We start from the raw sequence: 24,167 nt of genomic DNA, 5'->3' as shown, positions 1-24,167 counted from the left end.
ATTATTTTGTTGAAGAACGCTTAATTAAGCCATATGGTAATTGGATTGTTTTTTCACTAACTTCTTCTTTATCCATTAATTTTGTTAATAATCTCATAGATACAGCCCCTAAATCGTATAAAGGTTGTGTTATTGAAGATAATTTGGGTCTAACAATCTCAGTCAATTTTGAATCATTACTTGTAATAATTTCAAAATCTTCGGGTACACTCAAACCAGCATCTCGAGCACCATTCAAAACACCAACAGCTAATTCATCATCACCAACAAAAGCAGCAGTTGCATGACTTGAAGAAATTGCTGGCCATAAGGTTTCGCCAGCTCGATATGAATAATCTGTTTCAAAAATTAAGTCTTGATCAAATTTTATTCCGGCTTTTTCAAGAGCTAATTTATAGCCTTTTAGTCGGTATTCGCCATTAATGGGTTCATCCATTGAACCTGAAACAAATGCAATACGTTTATTGCCATTATTAATTAGATCCGTTACTGATTCCATTACAGCTGCAATATAATCAATATTAACACTACCTAATTCTCCAGTAGGATCAACTGAACCTGAAAGGACAACTGGTGTACGACTTCTCTTAAGTTCAGCACGTAATTCATCAGTAATTTGATTTCCCATAAAAATAATACCATCAACTTGTTTAGCTAATAATGTATTTAATACTTGCACTTCTTTTTGACCATTTTGATCAGAGTTAGCTAAAATAATATTATATTTATACATTGTTGCAACATCATCAATTCCACGAGCTAATGATGAAAAGTAAATATTAGTTACATCGGGAATAATAACCCCAACTGTTGTCGTTTTCTTACTTGCCAATCCTCTAGCAACAGCATTAGGTCTGTAATCAAGTCGATCAATAACTTCCAAAACTTTTTTTCTTGTTGCAGGTTTAACGTTAGGGTTACCGTTAACCACACGTGAAACAGTTGCCATTGAAACAGCTGCTTCTCTTGCTACGTCATAAATTGTAATTGTTTGTTTATCCATTAGTATTATTTCCTCTCATTACTTAAATATCAAGTTTTCATTCCGTTTTCAAGCACTAGAATAATTTAGCAAATTTTTAAGACAATTGCAAGCGTTTTTACCTTATTTTCATGAAAATAATTTTTATATTATGAAAATTTCAATTTTTAATTGTTATGAAAATTTCAATATTTAATTGTTATGTCTTACTTATGCTATAATACAGTATACTATTGTAAAGGGAGAGATTTCATGTCACATATTGCATCTTTACAACAATGGCTTGCCAATAATGGTACTGACATTGCTTATATCAACGATCCAATGAGTATTCAATATTTTACCGGTTTTGAAAGTGATCCTATTGAGCGCGTTTTAGCTCTCTTTGTATTTCCTGATCAAGACCCATTTTTATTCACACCCGCTCTTGAAGTCGAAGCTGCCAAAGATACCGGCTGGAAATATCCCGTTTATGGTTATCTTGATCACGAAGATGCTTTCGCAATCATACAAAGTGAAATAAATAAACGTAAAAATTCACCAAAGAAATGGGCTATTGAAAAAGGCAGCCTAACAGTTGAAAGATATGATGCTATTAGTCGTATCTTCCCAAGTGCTGAATTTGTAGCTGATGCAACAAGCTTTATCGAAACACTTAAAGTAATTAAAACACCAGACGAAATTGAAAAATTAAAAATTGCTGGAAAATGGGCAGATGTTGCTTTTGAAGTTGGCTTTAACGCTCTTCAAGAAGGCAGAACTGAACAAGATGTTGTTGCAGAAATTGAATATGCAATGATGAAAAAAGGAATCATGCATATGAGCTTTGACACTATTGTTCAAAGTGGAAAAAATGCCGCTGAACCTCATGGATTTGCAAAAAAGGATCTTATCCAATCAAATGCTTTAACATTATTTGATTTAGGTGTTATCTCAGATGGTTATATTTCAGATGCTAGTCGTACTGTAGCATTCGGTAAACCAAATGAAAAAGCATTAGAAATTCACAAAGTTTGTCTTGAAGCGCAATTAAAAGCGCAATCTGCTGCTAAACCAGGTATGATTGCGGAAGATTTAGATAAAATTGCTCGTGATGTCATCGTCAAGGCTGGTTATGGTGACTACTTTATTCATCGCCTTGGTCATGGTATGGGACAAAGTGAACATGAATTCCCTTCAATTATGGAAGGAAATAAAATGGAACTTAAACCAGGTATGTGTTTCTCAATAGAACCTGGTATTTACATTCCAGGCGTTGCTGGCGTTCGTATTGAAGACTGCATTTATCTAACTGAAAACGGTAATGAACCATTTACAGTTACACCAAAAACATTAAAAACAATTGAACTACACTAATAAAAATAAAAACCCCTAAAGTTAGAAAACTTTAGGGGTTTTTATTTTTAAATATTCCATAAACTACGAGTCTTAACTAAAATAATAGGTAACCATATGCTACTCCTTTTCGAACAACATGTGGTTACCTATTATTTTAAAGTTAATTAATTCAAATAGTTCGCATTAAAAATTGTGGTACTCATTTTACTTTTATTTTTCGCCTGTCCATCCATCTGGATAAATTGTTTCAGCTTTGCCTTCTGCAGCATCAGCATCTTTAGCTTCGCCAAAAGCACTCTTGCTATCAACATAGATGTCTTCTTCAGCTAAGTCTGAAAACTCATCTGTTAAATCAGTCATTTGTTCAAATATATCGTCTGATTCCATAGCTAATTTGTTTTTCAAATCGTTCTTTGCATTAATTAATGCATCTTTAGCATTAACATACGCATCCTGGCTCATTAATAATTCACTTTTTTCAGAAAATTTATCACTTAGATTATTTTTCATTTCATCAAAATCAACCATTTTATCTTTTAAATCAATACTAGCGTCTTCAGCGTAAGCCTTATACTCTAACACGCGATCACGTACATCTAAAGCTTTTTCTTCCAAATGTTCTTTAATATCTTGTTTCGTTTTTTCAGAAATTAATTTAGAAGCTGTATACGCGGCAACCCCACCTGTAACTACCAATCCTAATAAAAATTTTTTTGACATAACAAACCCCTCCTTGTTTTAAACTTTTCTATTTTTATAAAAACTAAATGCCTTTTTACCAACATTAATGAAAGCTGAAGAATCTTTAGCCCTCTTTGACGTCGCTGAAACGTGTGTCATTAATCCTCGACTTGCATCATTCAAATCAGACACACTTTCACTCAAATCAGCAACAGCCTGAAATAAAGGATCAATTGTTGCTACTTTACCATTTACATCGTCTAATAAAATATTTGATTTTACGAGTATATTCTCAACTTCATTTGATAAGCCATCAACATCGCTGGTAATAGATGAAATACTTTTATTCACTTCTCCGAGTGTTCTCATCATTCTCATAAGAACGAAAATAATGAATAGGACTAAGACCGCGAAAGCAACAGCGGCAATTAATCCTGCAATTTGTCCACCTGTCATAATAATTCCTCCTATTTACTTACGTACATTAATTCAAAATCTACTTATAGGATAGCATTCGAACCTAAAAACTGCAATTGATAACATACGACAGTTTTGTATTTAAATTACACATTAGCCCACATGTTTGCTATGATGATATCAATAAATTAATTTAGGGGTGATCGCCATTTTAAACAATCTTTTTTTAGAGCATTTCACAAAGGACAATTTACTTTTAGGGACATTACTAAAAACCGTTACAAAACAAAGTACTTTCCTTTCACGTTACATAGCTCATATCGATTGGGATGCCATTATTAGTAACCTAGTTGAACTAGTTTTTTCTCTTGTTTTCTTTTCTTTTCTATTTATCCTTATAAATTGGATTGGAAAAAAAATCATTCGTCGGACATTTAATCAATATCGAGGATCCGATAGATATTCAACAAATAGAGTTGAAACAATCAATTCACTAACATCAAATATTTTTCACTATATTATGTTATTTTTTTATCTTTACGCTATTCTGTCGGTGCTCGGTGTTCCCGTTGGTACCTTAATTGCAGGTGCCGGAATCTTAAGTGTTGCTTTAGGTCTTGGCGCACAAGGATTCGTAACTGATGTCGTCACTGGATTCTTTATTCTTTTAGAACAACAATTCGATGTTGGAGATATCGTTAGAATTGATTCAATTGAGGGTCCTATCGTGGCTGTCGGCCTACGTACGACTCAAATTGAAGACTATGATGGTATTTTGCATTTTGTCCCAAATAGAAATATCACAATTGTCAGTAATTTATCTCGCAATAATATGCGAGCAGTTATCGATATCCGAATTGATGTCACTGACGATGTGGATAAAATCACCCATATTGTACAGAACGTTAATGAAAAGTTAGTCCCACTTCATCCCGAAATTAAAGATGGACCAAATATTTTAGGTCTAGTTGATCTTGGCAAAGGAAATTTGGTCTTTAGAGTCGTTGTGTTCACTTTAAATGGTGAACAGGCATCTACTCAACGGACATTTCTTGCCGGTTATCTAACGGCTTTAAATGATGCTCAAATACATGTCTTAAACTCACCTATCTCACTTAACTAAAAAATGACTCAATTATGAAATCATAATTGAGTCATTTTTTAGTTTCTTATTTGTTGATCTCTATCTGTCAAAAAATGGACCATTGCAAGAACACCTGCATCAATTGCAGCTTCTTTAGGCGCCAAAAATTCAGAATGTAGCGAGTAAGGACTATCTACACCCAACCAAAACATTGTTCCAGGTATTTTAGACAATAAAAATCCAAAATCTTCTCCCGTCATTGCAGGTTGTGTTTCAACAAATGAAACTTCTGGATCGTTTTTCATAAATCGAATAAAGTTTTCAGTCCTGCTATCATCATTTTCAACAGGTAGATAACCACCTTGAATGAGGTTTAATTCTACTTCGCAATCGTACATTAATGCGATACCCTCACAAATTGTTTTAACACGTTTTTGAATCAATAAATTCATTTCTTGTGTTAACGCACGAATTGTTCCATTAATCTGTGCTTCACCAGCAATAACATTACCAGTCGTTCCAGCAGTAAATTGACCCAACGTAACAACTCCAGATTGTATTGGATCGACATTTCGACTGATAATCGTTTGTAATTGCGTGACCAACTGTGCACCAGCAACTACCATGTCATTAGCCTGATGTGGGTATGCAGCATGTCCACTTTTTCCGGCTAGGTGTGCATGAATTTCACACGTACCTGCGAACAAAGTGCCTAATCGAGTTCCAATTGTTCCAGCAGGTAATTGTGGATTATCATGGAATGCATAAATTTCATCAGGCATCCACTCATCTAATAATCCACTCTCATAGAGTCGCTTACCACCACTGGCATTTTCTTCTGCTGGTTGAAAGATAAAAGTCATATTTACTGTTGGTTGATTTTCAGAAAAGTAATTTAGAATTCCGAGCGCAACCGTCATATGAATATCATGCCCACAAGCATGCATTCTACCTTCATTCCGTGATGAAAATGGCAGTCCTGTCTTTTCAGTAACAGGTAGTCCGTCAATATCAGTCCGATATCCAATTGTATACCCGCCAATAGAACCAACTACTCGAACTAAAATACCAGTTTCAACTGTTTTAATTACTATAAAACTTTGATTAAATTTTGAAATTAAGTTCAGTAGATAGGCTTGAGTTTCAAATTCTTCTAATCCAATTTCCGGAATTTGGTGTAAGTCCCGTCTGATTTTAATTAGTTCTTCAGTTGTTAAACTCATTTCTATCTGTTCCCTCGTTTCAATTTATTTCTAGATATTACGTAACTCTGCTAAAATTTCTGTTTTATCTTTTGTTTTATCATCGATATCTTTAACTTTTTTTGCGGGCATCCCTACGACTACCGTATAAGGTGCAACATCTTTAGTAACAACAGCTCCAGCACCAACAACGGCACCTTTACCAACACGAACGCCTTCAAGCACGACAACATTTCCACCAATTAAAACGTCATCTTCAATAATAACAGGTGTTGCTGAAGGTGGTTCGACAACCCCAGCAAGTACTGTTCCAGCACCAATATGACAATTATCTCCAACAATTGCACGACCACCTAAAACAGCACCCATATCAATCATTGTTCCCTTACCAATTTCAGCACCAATATTAATGATAGCGCCCATCATGATAACAGCGTTATCGCCAATTAAAACTTGATCGCGAATAACTGCACCTGGTTCAATACGTGCATTAATCTTTTTTAAATCTAATAACGGAACAGCTGAATTACGAGTTTCATTTTCAATATGAGAACTTACAATTTTTGAATTTTCATTTAGGAAAGGTTCAATATCTGCCCAATCACCAAATAAAACGCCAGCTTTATCATTTAAGTAGTCTTCTATCGTATCTGGTACATCGATTTCAACTAAATCCCCTTTAATATATACCTTAACGGGTGTTTTCTTTTTTGAAGTGCTAATAAAATTAATAATTTCGTGTGCATCTAAATTTGCCATCATCATTCTCCTAATATTTCATATTATTTATTTTCTTTCTTTAGTTTCAATATCTTGAACTATATACTCTTTTTCAAATTCATGAGCAATATGATTCATACTTTTCATAAGCTCACGACGTGTCACGATACCTGTAAAACTGCCCTCAGAAGAAACAACTGATAAAAAGGGATGGTCCACAAGTAAGTGCAAAACATTCTCAATATCGTAAGGATCTTGAATAGTGGGAATATCAGTTTCCATAACATCTTTAACACGAACTTCGTGTAATCGGCTGACATCCAATTCATCTAATCCTAACATTGTCTCAGTAATCATAGACAAGGATAACAATCCTTTAAACTTATAATCATTATCTAAAACGGGAATTTTAGCATAATGAACTTTTGTTAAAACCAATAGTGCGTGATCCAGGAAGTTATTTTCTTGTACATTAGCAACAATTTCAGCTGGAATTAAAAAGTGTTCCTGGTTTTCGGATAACATTTTTTCAATAGACTTAGCTATCATTCAATAGGTCCTCCTTCCAAACTTTTAGAACAACTCCTATTTTATAATAAATTGAACGCAGACACTAATTTTTTTTAAAAATCGAGCCAATTATTAATAAATATTTACATTTGTTCGCAATATTGGTAACATAATAAATATTGCGAACAAAAATAGGAGGATACAATGGATTATACATTAACAACAAGATTAGCTGCAGAATTTATTGGTACAGCAATTATGGTTATTTTAGGTAATGGTTCGGTGGCCAATGTCGAACTTGGGCATACAAAAGGACATGGTAGTGATTGGGCTTTAATCGCCTTCGGTTATGGATTCGGTGTTATGATTCCCGCCTTAATCTTTGGTAGTATTTCAGCAAATCATATTAATCCAGCTTTCACTTTAGGATTAGCTTTTTCTGGTTTGTTCCCATGGGGTGAAGTACTTCCCTACATGACAGTACAATTTTTAGGTGCATTCGTTGGACAAGCTATTGTTGTTGCAGCCTACAAACCTTACTATGATCAAACAACTGATCCTGAACGTATTTTAGGTACTTTCTCAACTATTGATGCCGCTCAAAGTAAATTAAATGGTTTTATTAATGAATTTGTTGGTACTTTCATTTTGATATTTGGCGCCATTGGTATTACAAAAGCACCATTTTTCTCCGATAACCTCGGAACAGCTCATCTCGGATTAGGTTTCTTAGTCCTTGTATTAGTTGCATCATTGGGTGGCGCAACTGGCCCAGCCCTAAACCCAGCTCGTGATCTTGCTCCACGTTTACTACATCAACTATTACCTCTTAAAAATAAAGGTAACTCACAATGGGATTATAGTTGGGTCCCAGTCGTTGCACCAATTGCAGCCGGCATTTGTGCCGTTTTCCTATACAAATCACTTTTTATGCTAGCTTAAATTTTAAAAACCTCTAAACGATAAAATTCGTTTAGAGGTTTTTTTTCGCTATTTACGTTTAAACTCGCAAGTTAATTCTGGTATTAATTTATGCTGTCTAGTGAAATATGAGACGTGAACATTTTTTTCGTTTGCTTCTACTATCGCATATGTTCCACCAATCCCTTGATACATCCCTCTAGGAAGACTAATGCTCCCAGGATTTAAAATTAATACGCCATCGTCAGTCATCTCACATCCTAATTCATGAGTATGTCCAAAAAATACGAATTTAGCATGATTAGCCTTAGCTTTTAATTCAAGTGTGAACAGTCCTGTTTTAACGTTAGTCAGATGCCCGTGAGAGAGATAGATAGTTTCCCCGCTCACAATTTCAACTAATTCTTCTGGAAAATTCATATCAAAATCCATGTTTCCTAGGACACCATCAAATTTATTAAAAAGCGGATCATTTGCTTCTAATTCTGAATCGCCACAATGAAAAAATACATCAACTTGATTTTTATTATGTACTAAAATAGATTCTAATATATCACGATCTCCATGACTATCACTCACAACTAAGCACTTCATCTTATTTTTCCCACCAATCATTAAAATTTGACATTAACTTGACGGTTGCACGACCGCGATGACTAATTTTATTTTTTTCTACTTCAGTCAGTTCAGCCATAGACTTATATAATTCAGGTACATAAAAAAGTGAGTCATAACCAAATCCGTTATCTCCACGTGGTATACCCAAAATTTCTCCAGCCACTTCACCGTCTACAACTAGTGACTCGTTACCAGGTTTTGCAAAAACTAACGTTGTATGGAAATTTGCAGTCCTTTTGTCTTTCGGCACGTCAGTCATTTCATGTAATAATTTCGCATTATTCGCAGCGTCATTATGGTCCTCAGCAAAACGAGCAGAAAATATACCTGGTCGACCATCTAAGGCGTCCACCATTAAACCAGAATCATCTGCTAAAACAGGTAATTGTGTTAATTGTGAAATTGTTTCTGCCTTTAATCTTGCATTCTCTTCAAATGTTTTCCCAGTTTCTTCAACATCTGGTAATTCAGGATAGTCCAACAACGTAGTAACTTTAAATCCTAGTGGATTAAAAAAACGTTTAAATTCAGTCGCTTTTCCTTCATTTTTAGTTGCAATTAAAATCACATCTTTTTGATTCTCAATATGTTCATTTTGAATTAAAATGGTTTTCTTCTGCGAATTACCCATTAATTCTGATAATCCTGACATTGCTCCACCTAAAAGTTGCGTTAATTTGTCACCAAGTAAATCAGCATTAGATTTTTCAAAATTCAATTGTAAAAAAGCCCCTGATTCATTTTGAACAATTAATAAATGACTATCGGCTGTTTCCTCTTCTTCACTTGTTAAATCAGCAAATAACTCATCATGAATGAAACCAACATTAATCGCTGAAAATGGTTTTAATTTTTGACCGTTACTCTTTAACAATAAATTTTGAATTGCTACATAACTCGCATTAATAACTGTTGCAATAATATCCCCATCAGCTTGCATGATTTGTACTTGTAAATTAAATCCAGTATCTTTTAATGTTTCTGCCAAGGCCGTCTTAAGCGATGATAAAATCAATTCAATTTTGACATTGCTTTGAGCACTCAACCACTGATTAACGTCTACTTTCAATTCACCAATGTTATCTGTTTCGTTAACTAAAATTGTTACCTTAGTCAAGCCCAACTGGTATTCAATCGCACTATCGACTTCCTTAAGACTTAATTTTGTAATTGAGACTGGTCTAACTTCTAAATTATCTCGATTCTCATTTTTACGCATGTTAGTCTCCCTGTCCTAAATGAATTGTTTTAGAATTTATATTTTCTAATCCTAACCAACCTGATGCAATTTCGTTAAAATCATTCGCATCACCCGTCGTAAAAAATTCATGTTCAATTTTTGCTTCACTTTTAGCCGCAATATTAAAATAATCTAAGATAGTTGAAACATCGTTAACTGTTTCAGCTCCTGAATCAATCAACGTTACTTTATCACCAACCGCATTTTGAATAAAAGGTCTGAGTAATGGATAGTGAGTACAGCCCATGACTAGTGTATCAATGTTTTTATCATCAAAAAAAGCTAACGTTTCATTAACAACTCGTTCAGCGATTTCTGATTCGTATTGATCACTCTCGACAATTGGGACGAACTTTGGACAAGGTAAGCTCGTCACAAATAAATTAGGATTTTTTTCATGTAACGTATTACTATATGCGCTACTTTTAATCGTACCTTCCGTCCCAATAACGCCTACTCTTTGGTTTTTAGATGACTTAATTGCCGCTCTACTTCCTGGTTTTATAACACCAATCACTGGGATTGCTAATTTTTCTCGTAAATCATCCAAGGCAGCAGCCGTTGCTGTATTACAAGCAATCACTAACATTTTTATCCCTTTACTTAACAAAAAAGATGTCATATCCCAAGTGAATTCTAAAACTTGTTCTGAGGGCCGAGGTCCATATGGCATTCTAGCTGTATCACCTAAATAGTATATTTTTTCGTTTGGTAATTGTTTAAGTGCTTCTTTTACAACTGTTAATCCACCAACACCTGAATCAATAAATCCAATTGCTTGATTATTCATTTTCTAACCTCTTTTTCGATTACTTATCAATCTTAATTATGACTTGTCTTTACTCAAAATTCAAGTCTAGTCATTTAACATTAATTTATGAAAAATCAATATCATCTAATCTTAAATAACGGTATAATACTTGTATATTATATATCCAGAGGGAGATCCATATGAAACCAAATTTGATTGAAAATTTATTATCAGCTGACAACAATGATACATTCGCATATGAACTTATTCGCGATAGTTTAATACCAGAAGTAATTGGTACGGATACAACAATTTTATACTGGGTTGGTAAAAAAATGGCCCGTAATGCTAACCTCGCTAATATTGCAGACCTTATTACCTTTTTTGAAAAGGCAAATTGGGGTACTCTTGAAGTGGTTAAAGAAAAAAAAGACAAGCAAACTTGGTTACTATCTGGTAATATTGTTACCTTCAGACAGAATCAGATTAAGTCTGCTGATTTTAACCTAGAAGCTGGGTTTATTGCTGAAACTATCCAAATTCAAAGTGGTTTCACATCAGAAACAATAATTGAAAATCAAAATAATAAATCCGGTGTTTCAATTATTGTTCAAACTGATTTAAAAGATCCTAATATGACAGAACCAACTGACCAATTTCACTTCAAAGTACCAACTGAAACTGAATAATTATCGAATAGATAATTAAAAAGAGCTGACTTTAAAAGTCAGCTCTTTTTAATTACTAAATATATTGTGCTAAAACTTCTTTAACCTGATCTTTTGAATGATAACCGACGATTGTATCAACAACTTCGCCATCTTTTTTAATCATTAAAGTTGGAATACTCATGATACCAAAAGATTGTGCTGTTGCTGGATTTTGATCAATATCCATTTTAGAAAATTTTACTTTATCGCCCATTTCTTGTTCTAAATCTTCAATAGCTGGCGATTGCATACGACAAGGACCACACCATGTTGCCCAAAAATCTGTCAATGTTACACCTGAATCTGTTACTTTTTCAAATTCTTTATCTGTAATTGCTTGTACCATTTGAATTCCCCCTTTTATTATTTATGTGACCATCATATCAAAGAAAATAATACCACGCCACATTTTTGCTTACAAAAAGTAAACGTTACTTGAATTCTACGATAGTTGCGCCATTTCCACCAGCATTGGGTGCTGCAAATTCAAATGACTTAACATGACGATTTGATTTCAAATAATCTGTTATTCCAGTTCTTAAGGCTCCAGTCCCTTTACCATGAACAATAGTAACAGAAGCATATCCAGCAAGTAAAACAGAATCAATATACTGATCAACTTGGCTCATTGCATCATCATAGCGCTGTCCACGAAGATCAAGCGATGTTGAAACGCTTGTTGAAGCCGCATTTTTAAAAATGGTTCTATCCTTTTTATCATTCTCGATATGAACTTTTTGAAGGTCGTTTTCATTAATTTTCATTTTTAGAATACCAAGTTGAACTTCCCACTCTGTCTTACTCATTTTTTTAACTAAAACACCTTGTTGACCATAAGTTTTAACTAAGACATCGTCGTTCACATGGAATTCTTGTTTATTTTTAGCTCGTTGTAGGACCTTATTTTTCTTCAAAGCATTTGTTGGTTGATGCATTTGTGATAATTGTGATTTTGCATCAATTAATTCATGTTCTTTAACAGCTTGTCCTTGAAGCATCTGCATTTGGCGAATTTCTTTTATTATTTTATCTGCATTTATTTCTGCTTCTGCCACGATTTCATTAGCTTTTCCCTTAGCCTTATCCGTCATTGACTCTCTTTGCGCAACAAACTCGGCATACTGTTTAGCTAGGTCATCATGTAATTTCGTTGAATCTTCTAGTTGTGCTTTTAATGCCAGTGTCTCATCTTCTGCCTTTTTTCGCTTACTCATTAAGTCAGAAATCATTTCATTCAAATCTTGGCTATCTTGATTGGTCAAGTTTTGCGCTTGATCAACAACATTTGACGCTAACCCAATTTTACGAGAAATATCAAACGCATTACTACGACCAGGTATTCCAATTAATAATCGATAAGTTGGTTGTAACGTTTCACTATCAAATTCCATACTAGCATTAATTGTTCCAGCACGATTAAACCCATACGCTTTTAATTCGGGATAATGTGTTGTAGCAACTGTATAACTACCTTTTTCTCCAACAGCATCAAGAATTGCAATCGCCAAAGCTGCACCTTCTTGTGGATCCGTTCCAGCTCCTAATTCATCAAATAAAACTAATGAATGTTCGTTAATATTAGCTAAAATAGAAACGATATTAGTCATATGAGCAGAAAATGTACTTAAGCTCTGTTCAATCGATTGTTCATCCCCAATATCTGCAAAGATATCTTCAAAAATACCAATACGACTACCTTCATTTGTTGGAATATTTAAACCTGATTGTCCCATCATCTGAATTAAGCCTAATGTTTTTAACGTAATTGTTTTACCACCGGTATTAGGTCCCGTAACAACAATTGCTTGATAATCTTTTCCTAACATAATATCGTTAGCAACTACTTTTTTACTATCCAATAAAGGATGACGTGCTTGTCTTAAAAAAATGTCATTTTCAACACTAATTGCTGGTTCAGTTGCTTTAATTGAGCTTGCATATTGTGCCTTTGCATTAACAAAATCGAAATGTCCTAAAATATAAGCATTTTCTAAAATTTCTGCTGTAAAAGGTGCAACTAATTCAGATAACTCTGCCAAAATACGACGTTCTTCATCTGCTTGAGCAAGTTGCTGTTCGCGTAAATGATTATTCATCTCGACAATTGCTTGCGGTTCAATAAATAAGGTCTGTCCTGTTGCACTTTGGTCATGAACAGCGCCACCAAATTGACCACGATATTCTGCCTTAACAGGGATAACGTAACGTTCATTTCTAATTGTAATTAATGTTTCACTTAAATATTTAGCACTTTTACCACGCGTAAATTCTTGTAGTTTAGCTCTAATGGCACTTTCCGAGCGTAAAATATTTTGTCGAATATTATGCAATACTGGTGAAGCCTCATCAGTAATGTGACCATCATTTTCAATTGACTGATTCAACCTACGATTAATTTCAGGTAGATTTTCAAGCTTTTCTATCCATTCAAATAATCTCGTTAATTCAATTTCAGAATCTGCTAAATCTTTAAAAAATAATTTAACCTCATTAGTCGTTCGTAGTACACGACCAACAGCAGATAGCTCTTTACCATTCAAAGAAGCTCCCATATCTAACCGTTTCATATGTGGCTTAACGTTGACTAATTGTGGTAAAGGAATGCCACCGCGGAGTCGCAATATCTTCACAGCATCTTGTGTTTCGTCTAAATCCTTTTGGATTTTTTCGAGATTAGTCATCGGCTCTAATGCCTTAACTTCTTCTTGTCCAGATTCAGTAGATATAAATGTTTGAATTTGTTGTTTAACTTTTTGATATTCTAATGTCTTTAATCCTTTTTCGTTCATACTTTAATTCTCCTAACATTTAATCTGTAGATGATGTATTTGTAATGAACATCTTTTTAGCTATTGTTGGCGTATCTGTTAGTATTTTTTGAGCAACCGTCGATTCTAAAACAGCTTCATTAACTTTTTGATTAGGCCAAGCCGACAAAATAATTAACCCAATAAAAATAAAAACAAACATCAGTATAACCGATAGAACCCCACCAATTAGTGAATTCACCTGATGAATAACTGGTAATTTTGTAACAGAATTTATTACTCTAATAATACCTCTAATGAGTATACCGCCAACCACAAATAAAGCCGCAAATACAATCATCGAATAAAAGTTAGTCTGAAGATGGTTCGTAATAGATGTCTTATCAGTTTCCATAATTTTAGGGAAACGTTCTCCCAACCAAATAGTAACAGGATTTGTTAAAACTTTAGCAAATAAATAGATAGCGATAAATCCTACAATTCTCAAAAGCGTTAATACTAATCCTTTTCTATAACCGTTAAAAAATGACACAATTAATAAAAAGATAACAATTAAAGAAACTGTCATAATATTACTCCTTTACTTGTGTTTCACCATTAATTTCATTTAATTTTTCTTGTAATTTAATTTGATCTGAAACTGCGTTGATAGCTACTAATATCGCTACTTGTTCATCATCTATTTCAGGTAGCATGTCCTTCACTGATTGAAATTCATTTTTCACCAATGTTGCTACGGCGTCCATGTGTGTGTCTGATTCTGATCCAATAATTGTATACACTTTTTTACCGATTTTAGTCTTATATCTATTCTTTTGATTTTCCAATGAACACCCTCCTTACATTTAATCATTTAAAAATAATTTTACCACGAATTGATCAAAAGAGATATGTGTATCATAGTCCATAATATATAATTTAAAACAAAATAAAAAAGTTAAACCAATTTGGCTCAACTTTTTAAATAATCTTCTATTGCATACTTTCATCTGAAAGGAAGGTATTCAATACTTCTTCTACCATATCCCATTCATCATCGTCTTCGATTGGTTCTAAATCACTTTCAGTTGCTTCACCATTCTCATTAGGACTAAATGAGTAAGCTTGAATTTCAACCTCTTCATCAGCTTCTGAGCCAAGTGGATAAAGCATAATATATGATTTATTGTAATCATCAGATTCAAAGGTAAACAGAACTTCAAAAAGTGTTTCATTACCGTTATCATCTACTAATGTAATCTGTTGGTTTTCTTCTTCATTATTCATATTGTGACCTCACTTTATTCTTTAGTTAATTTGCCTTTACCATCTAAATAATTCTGTAAAATTAGGCTTGCAGCAAGTTTATCAATAACTTTTTTTCTTTTTTTTCTTGATGTATCGGCCTGTTCAACAAGCATACGTTCTGCCTCAACAGTTGTCAACCGTTCATCTTGAAAATCAATTGGCAAGCCAAAAGTTTCAACTAATAACTCGCCGTACTTTTGCGCAGCTTCAGCACGAGGGCCTAATGAGTTGTTCATATTTTTGGGTAAGCCGAGTACAAAGCCAGTTACTTCATACTCTGTAACCAATTCTTTGACACGTTCAATACCAAAGTCACTTCTGTCTTCATTAATACGAATAATTTCAACGCCTTGGGCAGTCCATCCTAATAAATCGCTCATTGAAACGCCGACCGTTCTTGAACCAATATCCAAGCCCATTAATCTCATTTAATTTCCTACTTTTCTTCTGTATTTAAGTAATTTTTAACTAACTCTTCAACAATTTCATCGCGTTCATATTTTCTAATTAAATTACGTGCGTCATTAAATCTAGGAATATAAGCAGGATCGCCCGATAACAAATAGCCAACAATCTGGTTAATAGGGTTGTACCCTTTTTCTTCTAATGATTGGTAAACAGTTACCAATGTATCGTGGACATCTTTTTTATTATTTTCGTCAAAATTAAAGAACATTGTTTTATCTAATGAACTCATAACGTGGCACCCCCATCAATTTATTAACCTAGCTCTATTCTACTAAAAAAAGGACCATTCGACAATCAAAACAAGCTGATGTAATCAAGCCGTAATATAATAAAGAGTATTTATCTATTTATTATTAGATAAATACTCCTTTAATTATTATTTGGTTTGATTATTTAACCAATTTGCTGCTTCTTTGATTGCATCAGCTAAACCTGCTGGATTTTTACCACCTGCTTGAGCTAAGTCTGGTCGGCCACCGCCACCACCGCCAACAAGTGGCGCAATCGTCTTAATTAAATCGCCCGCTTTTAATCCTGATTTAATGCCATCAGCACTAACTGCCGTAATTAAATTAACTTTACCGTCATCACTTGTTGTTCCAATAGCCAAAACATCTGATAATTCTTGGGTTTTCCATTGGTCAGCCAATTGACGTAATTGAGACATCCCTGAAACTGAAACTTTTGCTGCAATTAACGTTTTACCATTAATTTCTTGTTTATTTTTGAAAACATCCCCAGCTTGTTGGCTAGCAATTTTATCTTCAAATGCTTGAATTTGTTGTTCACTTACTTTTAATGCACTTTGTAATTGTTCAATTTTATTTGAAACTTCTACGACTTTATTTACTTTTACTTGTTGTGCTACTGTTTCTAAGAGTTCGTTACGTCCGTTTAAGAAATCAAAAGCTTCTTTAGAAGTTACTGCTTCAATACGACGAACGCCGGCACCAACACCTGATTCAGAAATAATTTTAAATAAGCCGATTTCACTCGTATTTGAAACGTGCGTACCACCACAGAATTCAATTGAATAATCGCCAATTTTCACAACCCGCACAATTTTTCCATATTTTTCTGAGAATAAAGCAATGGCACCCATATTTTTAGCAGAATCAATATCTGTTTCAACAGTTTCAACAGCTAACTCAGCCCAAATCTTATCGTTAACAATCTTTTCAACTTGTTTTAACTGTTTCTCTGAAACGGAACCAATATTTGTAAAATCAAACCGTAGATAAGTGGGTTCGACTAATGACCCAGCTTGATGTGTATGTTCGCCCAGAACATCTCGCAATGCTTGATCAAGTAAATGTGTCGCCGTATGATTTTTTTCAACTTTTTTATGGAAATCTTGATTAATTTCTAGTGTCACTAATTGGTCTTTTTTCATTGCTGCAAGAACTTTAATGGCGTGTAAATTTTGTCCATTAGGTGCATGTTGAACTTCTTCAACTTCAGCAATAACATTGCCTTCTGTATCTTTGATAGTTCCTTTATCAGCAACTTGTCCACCCATTTCAGCGTAAAATGGTGTTTTTGAAAAAATAACTTGAGCGTTATCACCTGGTTTTATGTTATCTACTAACTCGTTATCCACAATTAAATCAACCACTTTGGCGTCATCCACATTAGCTTGTGTATAACCAACATATTCACTAATTGTTTTAATATCTGTTAACATCCCATTTTGAACACCCATTGATTTAGCATTACTACGTGCAGCACGAGCACGATCCTTCTGCTGTTGCATTTCAGCGTTAAACCCTACTTGATCTACAGATAATCCTTCATCTTCGGCATATTCTTTCGTTAATTCAAATGGAAAACCATAAGTATCGTACAATTTAAAGACACCAGCACCAGTTAGCTCTACTTTATTTTCTTTTTTAGTCGTTAAAATAAGATTATTTAATAACTGTAATCCATCTTTTAATGTTTCATTAAATCGTTCTTCTTCAGAACGAACAATTTTAGAAATATACTCTGATTGTTCTAAAACTTCCGGATAATAATCCTTCATAATATTACCAACAACAGGTACAAGTTGCGTTAAAAATGATCCTTCTATCCCTAATTTTTGTCCATGCATCACTGCACGACGAATTAATCGACGAATAACATAGCCACGTCCTTCATTAGAAGGTAAAGCGCCATCACCAATGGCAAATGAAATTGCACGCGCATGATCTGCAATAACCTTAAATGAAATATCATCTTGGGCATTATCATCATATTTTTTATTATTACTCATTTTTTCAGTTGCATCAATTAAGGGTAAGAATAAATCTGTTTCAAAATTAGTTTTTGCATTTTGGAAAATCGAAACAACACGTTCTAAACCCATCCCCGTATCAATATTTTGATGAGGTAGTGGTTCATAGTTATTTTCAGGTGTGTGATTAAATTCAGAGAACACGATATTCCAAACTTCTAGATAACGTTCATTTTCGCCACCAGGATAATTTTCGTCATCATCCTCAGCTAAGTTATTAAAACTTTGTCCACGATCATAAAAAATTTCTGTATCAGGTCCACTAGGTCCTTGTCCAATATCCCAAAAGTTATCTTCTACTTCTACTAGATGATCCTTTGGTAACTTAACTTCTTCTAACCAGATACGTTTTGCTTCCAAATCTTTTGGGTAAACAGTAACGTATAGTTTTTCAGCATCAAATGCGAACCATTTTTCACTTGTTAATAATTCCCAAGCCCAATTAATTGCTTCTGGTTTAAAATAATCCCCAATTGAGAAATTACCCAACATTTCGAATAACGTATGATGACGTGCTGTCTTACCAACATTCTCGATATCATTCGTACGAATACTTTTTTGGGCATTCGTAATTCTAGGATTTTCTGGTACAACTGATCCATCAAAATATTTTTTTAAAGTTGCAACACCGGAATTAATCCACAGTAATGTGGGATCATCCACAGGTAGTAATGAGGCACTAGGTTCAATTGTATGGCCTTTTTCTTTAAAGAAATCTAAATACATTTGGCGTATTTCAGTACTTGTCATTTTTTTCATAAGTGTGACTTCCCTTCTATTTTTAAGCAAAAAACACCGCTGCGAGTAAGGACGCTTATAGCGCGGTACCACCTTACTTGCAACGATGTTTTAGTCGTTTACCTCTTAAACTCGATAACGTTGAGTGGACGTCATTCTATTAATACTTAACACAAGGCAGCTTTTTTAAATAATCATTTCTCTCAGCAAATGAAATGTTTCTGTTAGGCTATTTAAATTTATCCCTGTTTCTAATAAAAATTATATTGAAATCGACTCAAATTGTCAAATTAAGCTTACGACTCTTTACGATTTTGTTTTCTGTTAACGCGACGATCCATTTGATCTTTACGTTTAATTGCTTTTTGAATCTTTTTCTTATATCCAGGTTTACGTTTTTTCTTCTCTTTTTTAACCATTCCTTTGATTACTGGAGCTAAAGGATCTTTGGTTTGTTTACGATTTTCACGGCGATTACGATCATAAGAATCAACGATTTCACCTTTTTTAATATCTTTAGGTGCAAATTTAATCCCCATTGCTTCTAACTCAGCAATTTTATTTTCTTCATTTGGTTCATATAACGTCATCGCAATACCACTCAAACCGTTACGACCAGTACGTCCAACACGATGAATGAAGAATTCTAAATCATTTGGAATATCATCATTGATGACATGTGAAACACCCTCAATATCAATTCCACGCGCTGCCAAATCAGTTGCGACAACATATTGAAAATCTAAATTTTGAACTTCTTTCATGACACGTTTTCGTTCACGAGCTGGCACATCACCATGAATTTTAGCAACTTTTAAATTCTTACCACGTAAATACTCAACAATTTCATCAACACGTGTTTTTGTATTTGCAAAAATAAGTGCGATATATGGTTGTCCCATCGTAATTAATTGATAAATAACTTCATTACGATCATGACCCTTCGTTGGAATAATCCAGTTTTCAATCGTATCACTAATAACTGATTTAGCTGCAATTTCTTCAACTACTGGGTTCTTCATGTATTTCTTTAAAAATGGTTGTAATTTTTGTGGAATAGTTGCTGAAAACACCATCATTTGAAGATCAGAAGGTAATGCAGATGCAATTTGATCAGTTTCTTTCAAAAACCCTAAATCAAGTGTCATATCTGCTTCATCTACAACTAAAGTTGATGCATTATGAATATCTAAAGCGTTACTGCTCATTAAATCAGCAATACGTCCAGGTGTCCCAATGACAATTTGTGGTTGTCTTCTACTTAATTTATCGATTTGACGCTGTTTATCTGTCCCACCAACATAATTTTGAATATGAATAGGTTCGGGACTAAATTCTGCCAATTGCTTAGCAGCTTCATAAATTTGGTAAGCAAGTTCACGACTTGGTGTCGTAATAACTGCTTGAACCGTATTATTTGAAGGATCAAGTTGATTAAAGATTGGTAATAGGAAAGTATGTGTTTTACCACTACCCGTTTGTGATTGACCTACAACGCTTTTACCCTTTAAAACAACTGGTATTAAGCGTTGTTGAACTTCTGTTGGTACATTAAAATGAATTGCTTCAATCGCTTTTAAAAGATACGATTTCAATCCAAAATTTTTAAAATTTTCTGGCATTTTATTCTCCCGTATATGTCTTAGCTAAATCATCAAGTGATTTAACTATTTCTTCGTACTCTGCTTGGTCTTTAGCTCTTGCACCACTGGCCATGGGATGTCCACCACCATCATGCTCTTTTGCTAACTGATTGATTACAGGACCTTTTGATCGTAATCGAACGCGATAGCTACCATCCTTTTGCTGCACAAAAATTGCCCAACATTGAACTTCAATAATTTTACCTGGTAAAGGTACAATTTGAGATGAACCAGCATCGCCCAACTCTATTGAATCTAGATAGTCATGTGTCAATATGACATATGCTGCTTTATGTTCTGTAATAACTAAATTATCATATACATATCCTGATAACTTAGCGACACCTGCGGTAATATTGTCCATTTTTTGGTTTATTTTAGTAGTTGAAAAATGATAAGTCATTAATTCAGCAACCACTTGCATCGTATGTGCAGTTGTTGCTGAATACATGAATCGACCTGTATCGCCAACAATTCCGGCGTATAACATCCTAGCCGCATCATCAGTAACTACAAGTTCTCCACCAACGCCATCAACTAAATCCATAACTAATTCAGAACTACTTGATGCATTTGTTTTCACCCAAACTAAATCACCATAAACGTCTTCATTGGGATGATGATCCAATTTAATTAGGTAGGCACCACTTGTATATCGATCATCTTCAACTCTTGGACGATTAGCCGTATCAATCACGATGACGAGTGCATTATTATACGTCTCATCAGAAATTTCATCTTGGTCACTAATCCATACTAATCCAGCTGAGGGCGCACCAACTTGATAAACCTTTTTGTCAGGAAAACTAGCACGAATAATTGCTGCTAACCCCGATTGAGATCCAATTGCATCAGGGTCTGGACTTTGATGACGATGAATAATAATCGTATCAAATTGTTTAATTTTTTTTAAAATTTCTAACTCAATTTTCACTTAAATGACTCCTTCTTAGAACTCAAATGGAATATCAATCTCGGGAATAATCCCCACACCATCATTCAATAATTGAACAAATTCAACTGGATTTTGTTCAATTTTGGTAAACGTATTGTAATGAATTGGAACAACCTTTTTTGCCTGTACAAATTCAGCTGCAATTGCAGCATCTTCTAAACCCATTGTATAAGTATCACCAATCGGTAAAAATGCTAAATCAACAGGTTCCATATGATTAACTAACTTCATATCTGAAAATAAAGCCGTATCTCCTGCATGATACAAGACTTTCCCATCAATATGCAATTCAAACCCTGCAGCTACACCTAATGTTCTCGCTGTACCATCAATTACCAAGGCAGCAGTATGCCACGCGGGAATAAGTTTTACTGAACCGAAAGGTAATTTAAGCTGACCACCAAAATTTAAAGGCTCAACAATTAAACCCTCATCTTCAAAATAATTAGCTAGTTCATTGATTGTAACGACTTTAGCCCCTGATTTTTTTGCTAACTCAATTGTATCACCCACATGATCGTAGTGTGCATGCGTCACTAAAATATAATCTGGATTTAATTCGTCAATAGTCGTTTTAACTAACGGATTATCTTTAATGAATGGATCAATTAAGATCGTCAACTTATCGTCAGTAACAATTTGAATACTAGATTGTCCAAGCCATGTAATTTTCATGTTTAGTCTTCTTTCGTTTCCAAAGTTGCTCTTAAGTATAACGGTTATTGAGGCCAATTACAAAGGCTGTTTTGTGTCTTTTTTCCCAAATAATGGTAGTTTCATATTTTCAAAACCAATTGGTGCTAAATTTGTCATCGTTAATCCAAGTAACCTAATTCCCTTTTCTGCACCCAATATATCGTCAAAAATCTGTCGTCCATAAAAATAAATAGTTGCTGCATCATTACGAATAAATTCTTCCAATGTTAATCTTTTTGTTAGCGTCGTAAAATCCTGATAGCGAACTTTAATGACTAACGTTTTCCCATGTTTTTGTTGTTTACTCAACGTTTCTGAAACTAAATGTGCAATATACCTAAGTTGTGTTTCAACTTCATCCGTTGTCATCAATAACTTCCCGTATGTTCGCTCGCTACCAATCGATTTTCTCTCTCTTTGCCACTCGACTGGACGATCATCAACACCTCGTACTCGTTTATATAAGAAGTACCCTAATTTACCAAATTGTTGAATTAATTCAACTTCAGATTTTTCTAATAATTCTTTTCCAGTAAGGATACCTTGATTAATCATTTTTGGTTCTGTTTTTTTTCCAACGCCTCTAAATTTACCAATTGGCAATTCAGATAAAAAAGGAATGACATCTTCTGGCAGAATTAATGTCATTCCAGCTGGTTTATTGTAATCGGACGCTAGTTTTGCTAAAAATTTATTATAAGAAACACCCGTTGAACAGGTTAAATGTAATTTTTGATAGATTTCTCTTTGAATCATGTGCGCTGCTTGAATAGCACTTTTAATTTCTTTTTTATTCTGTGTAATATCAAGATAGGCTTCATCAAATGCAATTGGCTCAATCATTTCTGTATATTCATGAAATATTTCATGAAGCTGTCTTGAAACTTCTTTATATAGTGTGAAATCAGGCGATTTAAAAATAGCTTTAGGACAAATTTCATAAGCTTCTTGGGCTGCCATAGCAGAATGGATACCTAATTTTCTTGCCTCATAATTTGCTGTAGCAACAACACCACGACCACCATTTTTTCTAGGATCCTGGGCAATAACTAATGGTTGTCCAATAAATTCAGGATGTTCACGCTCTTCAATTGACGCATAAAAAGCATCCATATCGACATGGATAATTTTTCTTTTTAATAAATTATCGTCTATTGTAATACCATTTAATTCAGCCATTAGTCCCACATCCTTTTCATGCAATTTTACACGAACGCACGTTCCTTTTCAAATTAATTGCTCTTTATTGTCCATTAAGATATAAAAATACCTCATTATCGTTAAACTTATGTTTAACAATTATGAGGTACTTCATATTATTCACCTATAACAGAATTATCCTTATTTAATTTAAAAATTTTACCTTCTACATTAAGATTATCTTTAATAGACTTTTGTAATTGTAACATTGCCTCATCAATAATTTCATTCTGTTCTTTATTGACAGATTCCATTACCATAACAGCATTTTTTGTATCATCTGTTAACATTGTTCTTTTACCATCTCGCCAATTTAAGCATCTGCAAACTGCTCCATCATCATCATAATATAAAACTTCACCAAGCAGAGCTGGTTCATTTTTATCATCACCTAAAGGATAAAAAGCTTCTCCACCTTTAGCAACACCTAAATGAAGATCTCCTTTGATAGCATCTGTATCTTCACCACCAACAGGTACACCATACTCTAATGAAATACTATTGTACAGGTCAACAAGCGGATTTATTGAACCCACACCTTTACCCTGATCAACTCGTTTAAGTAAAGCTTCAATTGATGAACGAGCACCTTTTTTCTTCTTAAAATTTTGGTATGCTTCACGCCAATTAGCCACGACTAAATTGTCTTTGAATGATTCATTTGTTAAATATTTTTGAGCTTTATCCCCAGCTTGTTCAAGCATGTTATCATAAAAATCGGTTTGATTTTCTTTAGGATGATTATCTATATCTTTTAAAAGCATAATATTAATTTGTGCATCTGGAAAGATGTTCCAAAAATCTTCATCTATAATAATTTTATTCATCATTACTCTCCTTATAAATTTATACTTTTATAATCGCTTTCGTACTATAATACTTCTGATATTTTGTCTATTAAAATAATATTTCCCTAAATAATTAAAATTATCATGCAAGAGTTACTTCAATTAATACCGAAGG

At 33.9% G+C, this 24,167-nt stretch carries 26 protein-coding genes; 4 read left to right on the top strand and 22 right to left on the bottom strand.

Translation table 11 applies throughout. The annotated features are described in order from the left end of the window. Position 1 precedes the first annotated feature (1 nt). A complete protein-coding gene (gene ccpA, locus AC1RPX_RS07260; protein ID WP_409022763.1) occupies positions 2-1,003 on the bottom strand; it encodes a catabolite control protein A in 1,002 nt (333 codons plus the stop codon). A 231-nt stretch (positions 1,004-1,234) separates the two neighbouring features. On the opposite strand from ccpA, the gene AC1RPX_RS07255 reads away from it, so the two are divergent. Then, a complete protein-coding gene (locus AC1RPX_RS07255) occupies positions 1,235-2,338 on the top strand; it encodes a M24 family metallopeptidase (RefSeq protein WP_481761823.1) in 1,104 nt (367 codons plus the stop codon). Between the two features lie 192 nt (positions 2,339-2,530). On the opposite strand, the gene AC1RPX_RS07250 is transcribed toward AC1RPX_RS07255, so the two are convergent. Both AC1RPX_RS07250 and AC1RPX_RS07245 read right to left on the bottom strand, forming a co-directional pair. Continuing rightward, a complete protein-coding gene (locus tag AC1RPX_RS07250) occupies positions 2,531-3,040 on the bottom strand; it encodes a hypothetical protein (RefSeq protein WP_409022765.1) in 510 nt (169 codons plus the stop codon). Between the two features lie 18 nt (positions 3,041-3,058). Further along, on the bottom strand, positions 3,059-3,457 hold the full coding sequence (locus tag AC1RPX_RS07245) for a DUF948 domain-containing protein (protein WP_481761824.1): 399 nt from the start codon (positions 3,455-3,457) through the stop codon (positions 3,059-3,061). 163 nt (positions 3,458-3,620) lie between these two features. Between AC1RPX_RS07245 and AC1RPX_RS07240 the strand changes: the two genes are divergently transcribed. Beyond that, positions 3,621-4,541, top strand: coding sequence for a mechanosensitive ion channel family protein (locus AC1RPX_RS07240; RefSeq protein WP_481761862.1), 921 nt, complete (start codon positions 3,621-3,623; stop codon positions 4,539-4,541). A gap of 38 nt (positions 4,542-4,579) precedes the next feature. On the opposite strand, the gene AC1RPX_RS07235 is transcribed toward AC1RPX_RS07240, so the two are convergent. Genes AC1RPX_RS07235 through cbpB form a run of 3 tightly spaced genes read right to left on the bottom strand, consistent with a single transcriptional unit; the run spans position 4,580 to position 6,973 of the window. Then, on the bottom strand, positions 4,580-5,725 hold the full coding sequence (locus tag AC1RPX_RS07235; protein WP_481761825.1) for an N-acetyldiaminopimelate deacetylase: 1,146 nt from the start codon (positions 5,723-5,725) through the stop codon (positions 4,580-4,582). Positions 5,726-5,755: 30 nt separating this feature from the next. Continuing rightward, the gene (dapD, locus tag AC1RPX_RS07230; protein WP_481761826.1) at positions 5,756-6,463 is read right to left on the bottom strand and encodes a 2,3,4,5-tetrahydropyridine-2,6-dicarboxylate N-acetyltransferase; all 708 of its coding nucleotides are present in this window, start codon (positions 6,461-6,463) and stop codon (positions 5,756-5,758) included. A 27-nt stretch (positions 6,464-6,490) separates the two neighbouring features. After that, on the bottom strand, positions 6,491-6,973 hold the full coding sequence (gene cbpB / locus AC1RPX_RS07225; RefSeq protein ID WP_481761827.1) for a cyclic-di-AMP-binding protein CbpB: 483 nt from the start codon (positions 6,971-6,973) through the stop codon (positions 6,491-6,493). A 165-nt stretch (positions 6,974-7,138) separates the two neighbouring features. On the opposite strand from cbpB, the gene AC1RPX_RS07220 reads away from it, so the two are divergent. Beyond that, complete coding sequence (locus AC1RPX_RS07220) at positions 7,139-7,876, top strand: MIP/aquaporin family protein (RefSeq protein ID WP_409022771.1); 738 nt, start codon at positions 7,139-7,141, stop codon at positions 7,874-7,876. A 48-nt stretch (positions 7,877-7,924) separates the two neighbouring features. On the opposite strand, the gene AC1RPX_RS07215 is transcribed toward AC1RPX_RS07220, so the two are convergent. Genes AC1RPX_RS07215 through racE form a run of 3 tightly spaced genes read right to left on the bottom strand, consistent with a single transcriptional unit; the run spans position 7,925 to position 10,503 of the window. Further along, a complete protein-coding gene (locus tag AC1RPX_RS07215; RefSeq protein WP_481762414.1) occupies positions 7,925-8,449 on the bottom strand; it encodes a YfcE family phosphodiesterase in 525 nt (174 codons plus the stop codon). A 1-nt stretch (position 8,450) separates the two neighbouring features. Further along, positions 8,451-9,692: an XTP/dITP diphosphatase gene (locus AC1RPX_RS07210; protein ID WP_481761829.1), complete on the bottom strand. Its 1,242-nt coding sequence runs from the start codon at positions 9,690-9,692 to the stop codon at positions 8,451-8,453. A gap of 1 nt (position 9,693) precedes the next feature. Further along, complete coding sequence (racE, locus tag AC1RPX_RS07205) at positions 9,694-10,503, bottom strand: glutamate racemase (RefSeq protein WP_481761830.1); 810 nt, start codon at positions 10,501-10,503, stop codon at positions 9,694-9,696. 161 nt (positions 10,504-10,664) lie between these two features. On the opposite strand from racE, the gene AC1RPX_RS07200 reads away from it, so the two are divergent. Beyond that, positions 10,665-11,153: a YslB family protein gene (locus AC1RPX_RS07200; protein WP_481761831.1), complete on the top strand. Its 489-nt coding sequence runs from the start codon at positions 10,665-10,667 to the stop codon at positions 11,151-11,153. 55 nt (positions 11,154-11,208) lie between these two features. On the opposite strand, the gene trxA is transcribed toward AC1RPX_RS07200, so the two are convergent. From trxA to AC1RPX_RS07135, 13 genes are all read right to left on the bottom strand, one after another. Next, the gene (trxA, locus tag AC1RPX_RS07195) at positions 11,209-11,520 is read right to left on the bottom strand and encodes a thioredoxin (RefSeq protein WP_409022776.1); all 312 of its coding nucleotides are present in this window, start codon (positions 11,518-11,520) and stop codon (positions 11,209-11,211) included. Between the two features lie 85 nt (positions 11,521-11,605). Beyond that, positions 11,606-13,963, bottom strand: a complete 2,358-nt coding sequence (locus AC1RPX_RS07190) for an endonuclease MutS2 (protein WP_481761832.1) — start codon at positions 13,961-13,963, stop codon at positions 11,606-11,608. A gap of 19 nt (positions 13,964-13,982) precedes the next feature. After that, positions 13,983-14,510 (bottom strand): CvpA family protein, encoded by a 528-nt coding sequence (locus AC1RPX_RS07185; RefSeq protein WP_481761833.1) that lies wholly within the window; start codon positions 14,508-14,510, stop codon positions 13,983-13,985. A 4-nt stretch (positions 14,511-14,514) separates the two neighbouring features. Next, a complete protein-coding gene (gene zapA / locus AC1RPX_RS07180) occupies positions 14,515-14,769 on the bottom strand; it encodes a cell division protein ZapA (protein ID WP_481761834.1) in 255 nt (84 codons plus the stop codon). Between the two features lie 145 nt (positions 14,770-14,914). Then, complete coding sequence (locus tag AC1RPX_RS07175) at positions 14,915-15,208, bottom strand: DUF1292 domain-containing protein (protein ID WP_409022780.1); 294 nt, start codon at positions 15,206-15,208, stop codon at positions 14,915-14,917. Positions 15,209-15,222: 14 nt separating this feature from the next. Beyond that, a complete protein-coding gene (ruvX, locus tag AC1RPX_RS07170; protein WP_409021430.1) occupies positions 15,223-15,657 on the bottom strand; it encodes a Holliday junction resolvase RuvX in 435 nt (144 codons plus the stop codon). An 8-nt stretch (positions 15,658-15,665) separates the two neighbouring features. Next, a complete protein-coding gene (locus tag AC1RPX_RS07165) occupies positions 15,666-15,926 on the bottom strand; it encodes an IreB family regulatory phosphoprotein (RefSeq protein ID WP_481761835.1) in 261 nt (86 codons plus the stop codon). A 147-nt stretch (positions 15,927-16,073) separates the two neighbouring features. After that, positions 16,074-18,731, bottom strand: coding sequence for an alanine--tRNA ligase (gene alaS, locus AC1RPX_RS07160; protein WP_481761836.1), 2,658 nt, complete (start codon positions 18,729-18,731; stop codon positions 16,074-16,076). Between the two features lie 275 nt (positions 18,732-19,006). Beyond that, complete coding sequence (locus AC1RPX_RS07155) at positions 19,007-20,332, bottom strand: DEAD/DEAH box helicase (protein ID WP_409021433.1); 1,326 nt, start codon at positions 20,330-20,332, stop codon at positions 19,007-19,009. 1 nt (position 20,333) lies between these two features. Then, the gene (locus tag AC1RPX_RS07150; RefSeq protein WP_481761837.1) at positions 20,334-21,287 is read right to left on the bottom strand and encodes a DHH family phosphoesterase; all 954 of its coding nucleotides are present in this window, start codon (positions 21,285-21,287) and stop codon (positions 20,334-20,336) included. A gap of 15 nt (positions 21,288-21,302) precedes the next feature. Next, complete coding sequence (locus tag AC1RPX_RS07145; RefSeq protein WP_481761838.1) at positions 21,303-21,983, bottom strand: metal-dependent hydrolase; 681 nt, start codon at positions 21,981-21,983, stop codon at positions 21,303-21,305. Between the two features lie 57 nt (positions 21,984-22,040). Further along, the gene (dinB, locus tag AC1RPX_RS07140; protein ID WP_481761839.1) at positions 22,041-23,183 is read right to left on the bottom strand and encodes a DNA polymerase IV; all 1,143 of its coding nucleotides are present in this window, start codon (positions 23,181-23,183) and stop codon (positions 22,041-22,043) included. A 137-nt stretch (positions 23,184-23,320) separates the two neighbouring features. After that, positions 23,321-24,031 (bottom strand): B3/B4 domain-containing protein, encoded by a 711-nt coding sequence (locus tag AC1RPX_RS07135; protein ID WP_481761840.1) that lies wholly within the window; start codon positions 24,029-24,031, stop codon positions 23,321-23,323. Positions 24,032-24,167 lie beyond the last annotated feature (136 nt).

This window comes from Dellaglioa sp. CoH-56-MRSF-14 (assembly GCF_056782115.1).
Note: the sequence above shows the minus strand (reverse complement) of the source record. Positions and strands in the feature narration are given on the sequence as shown.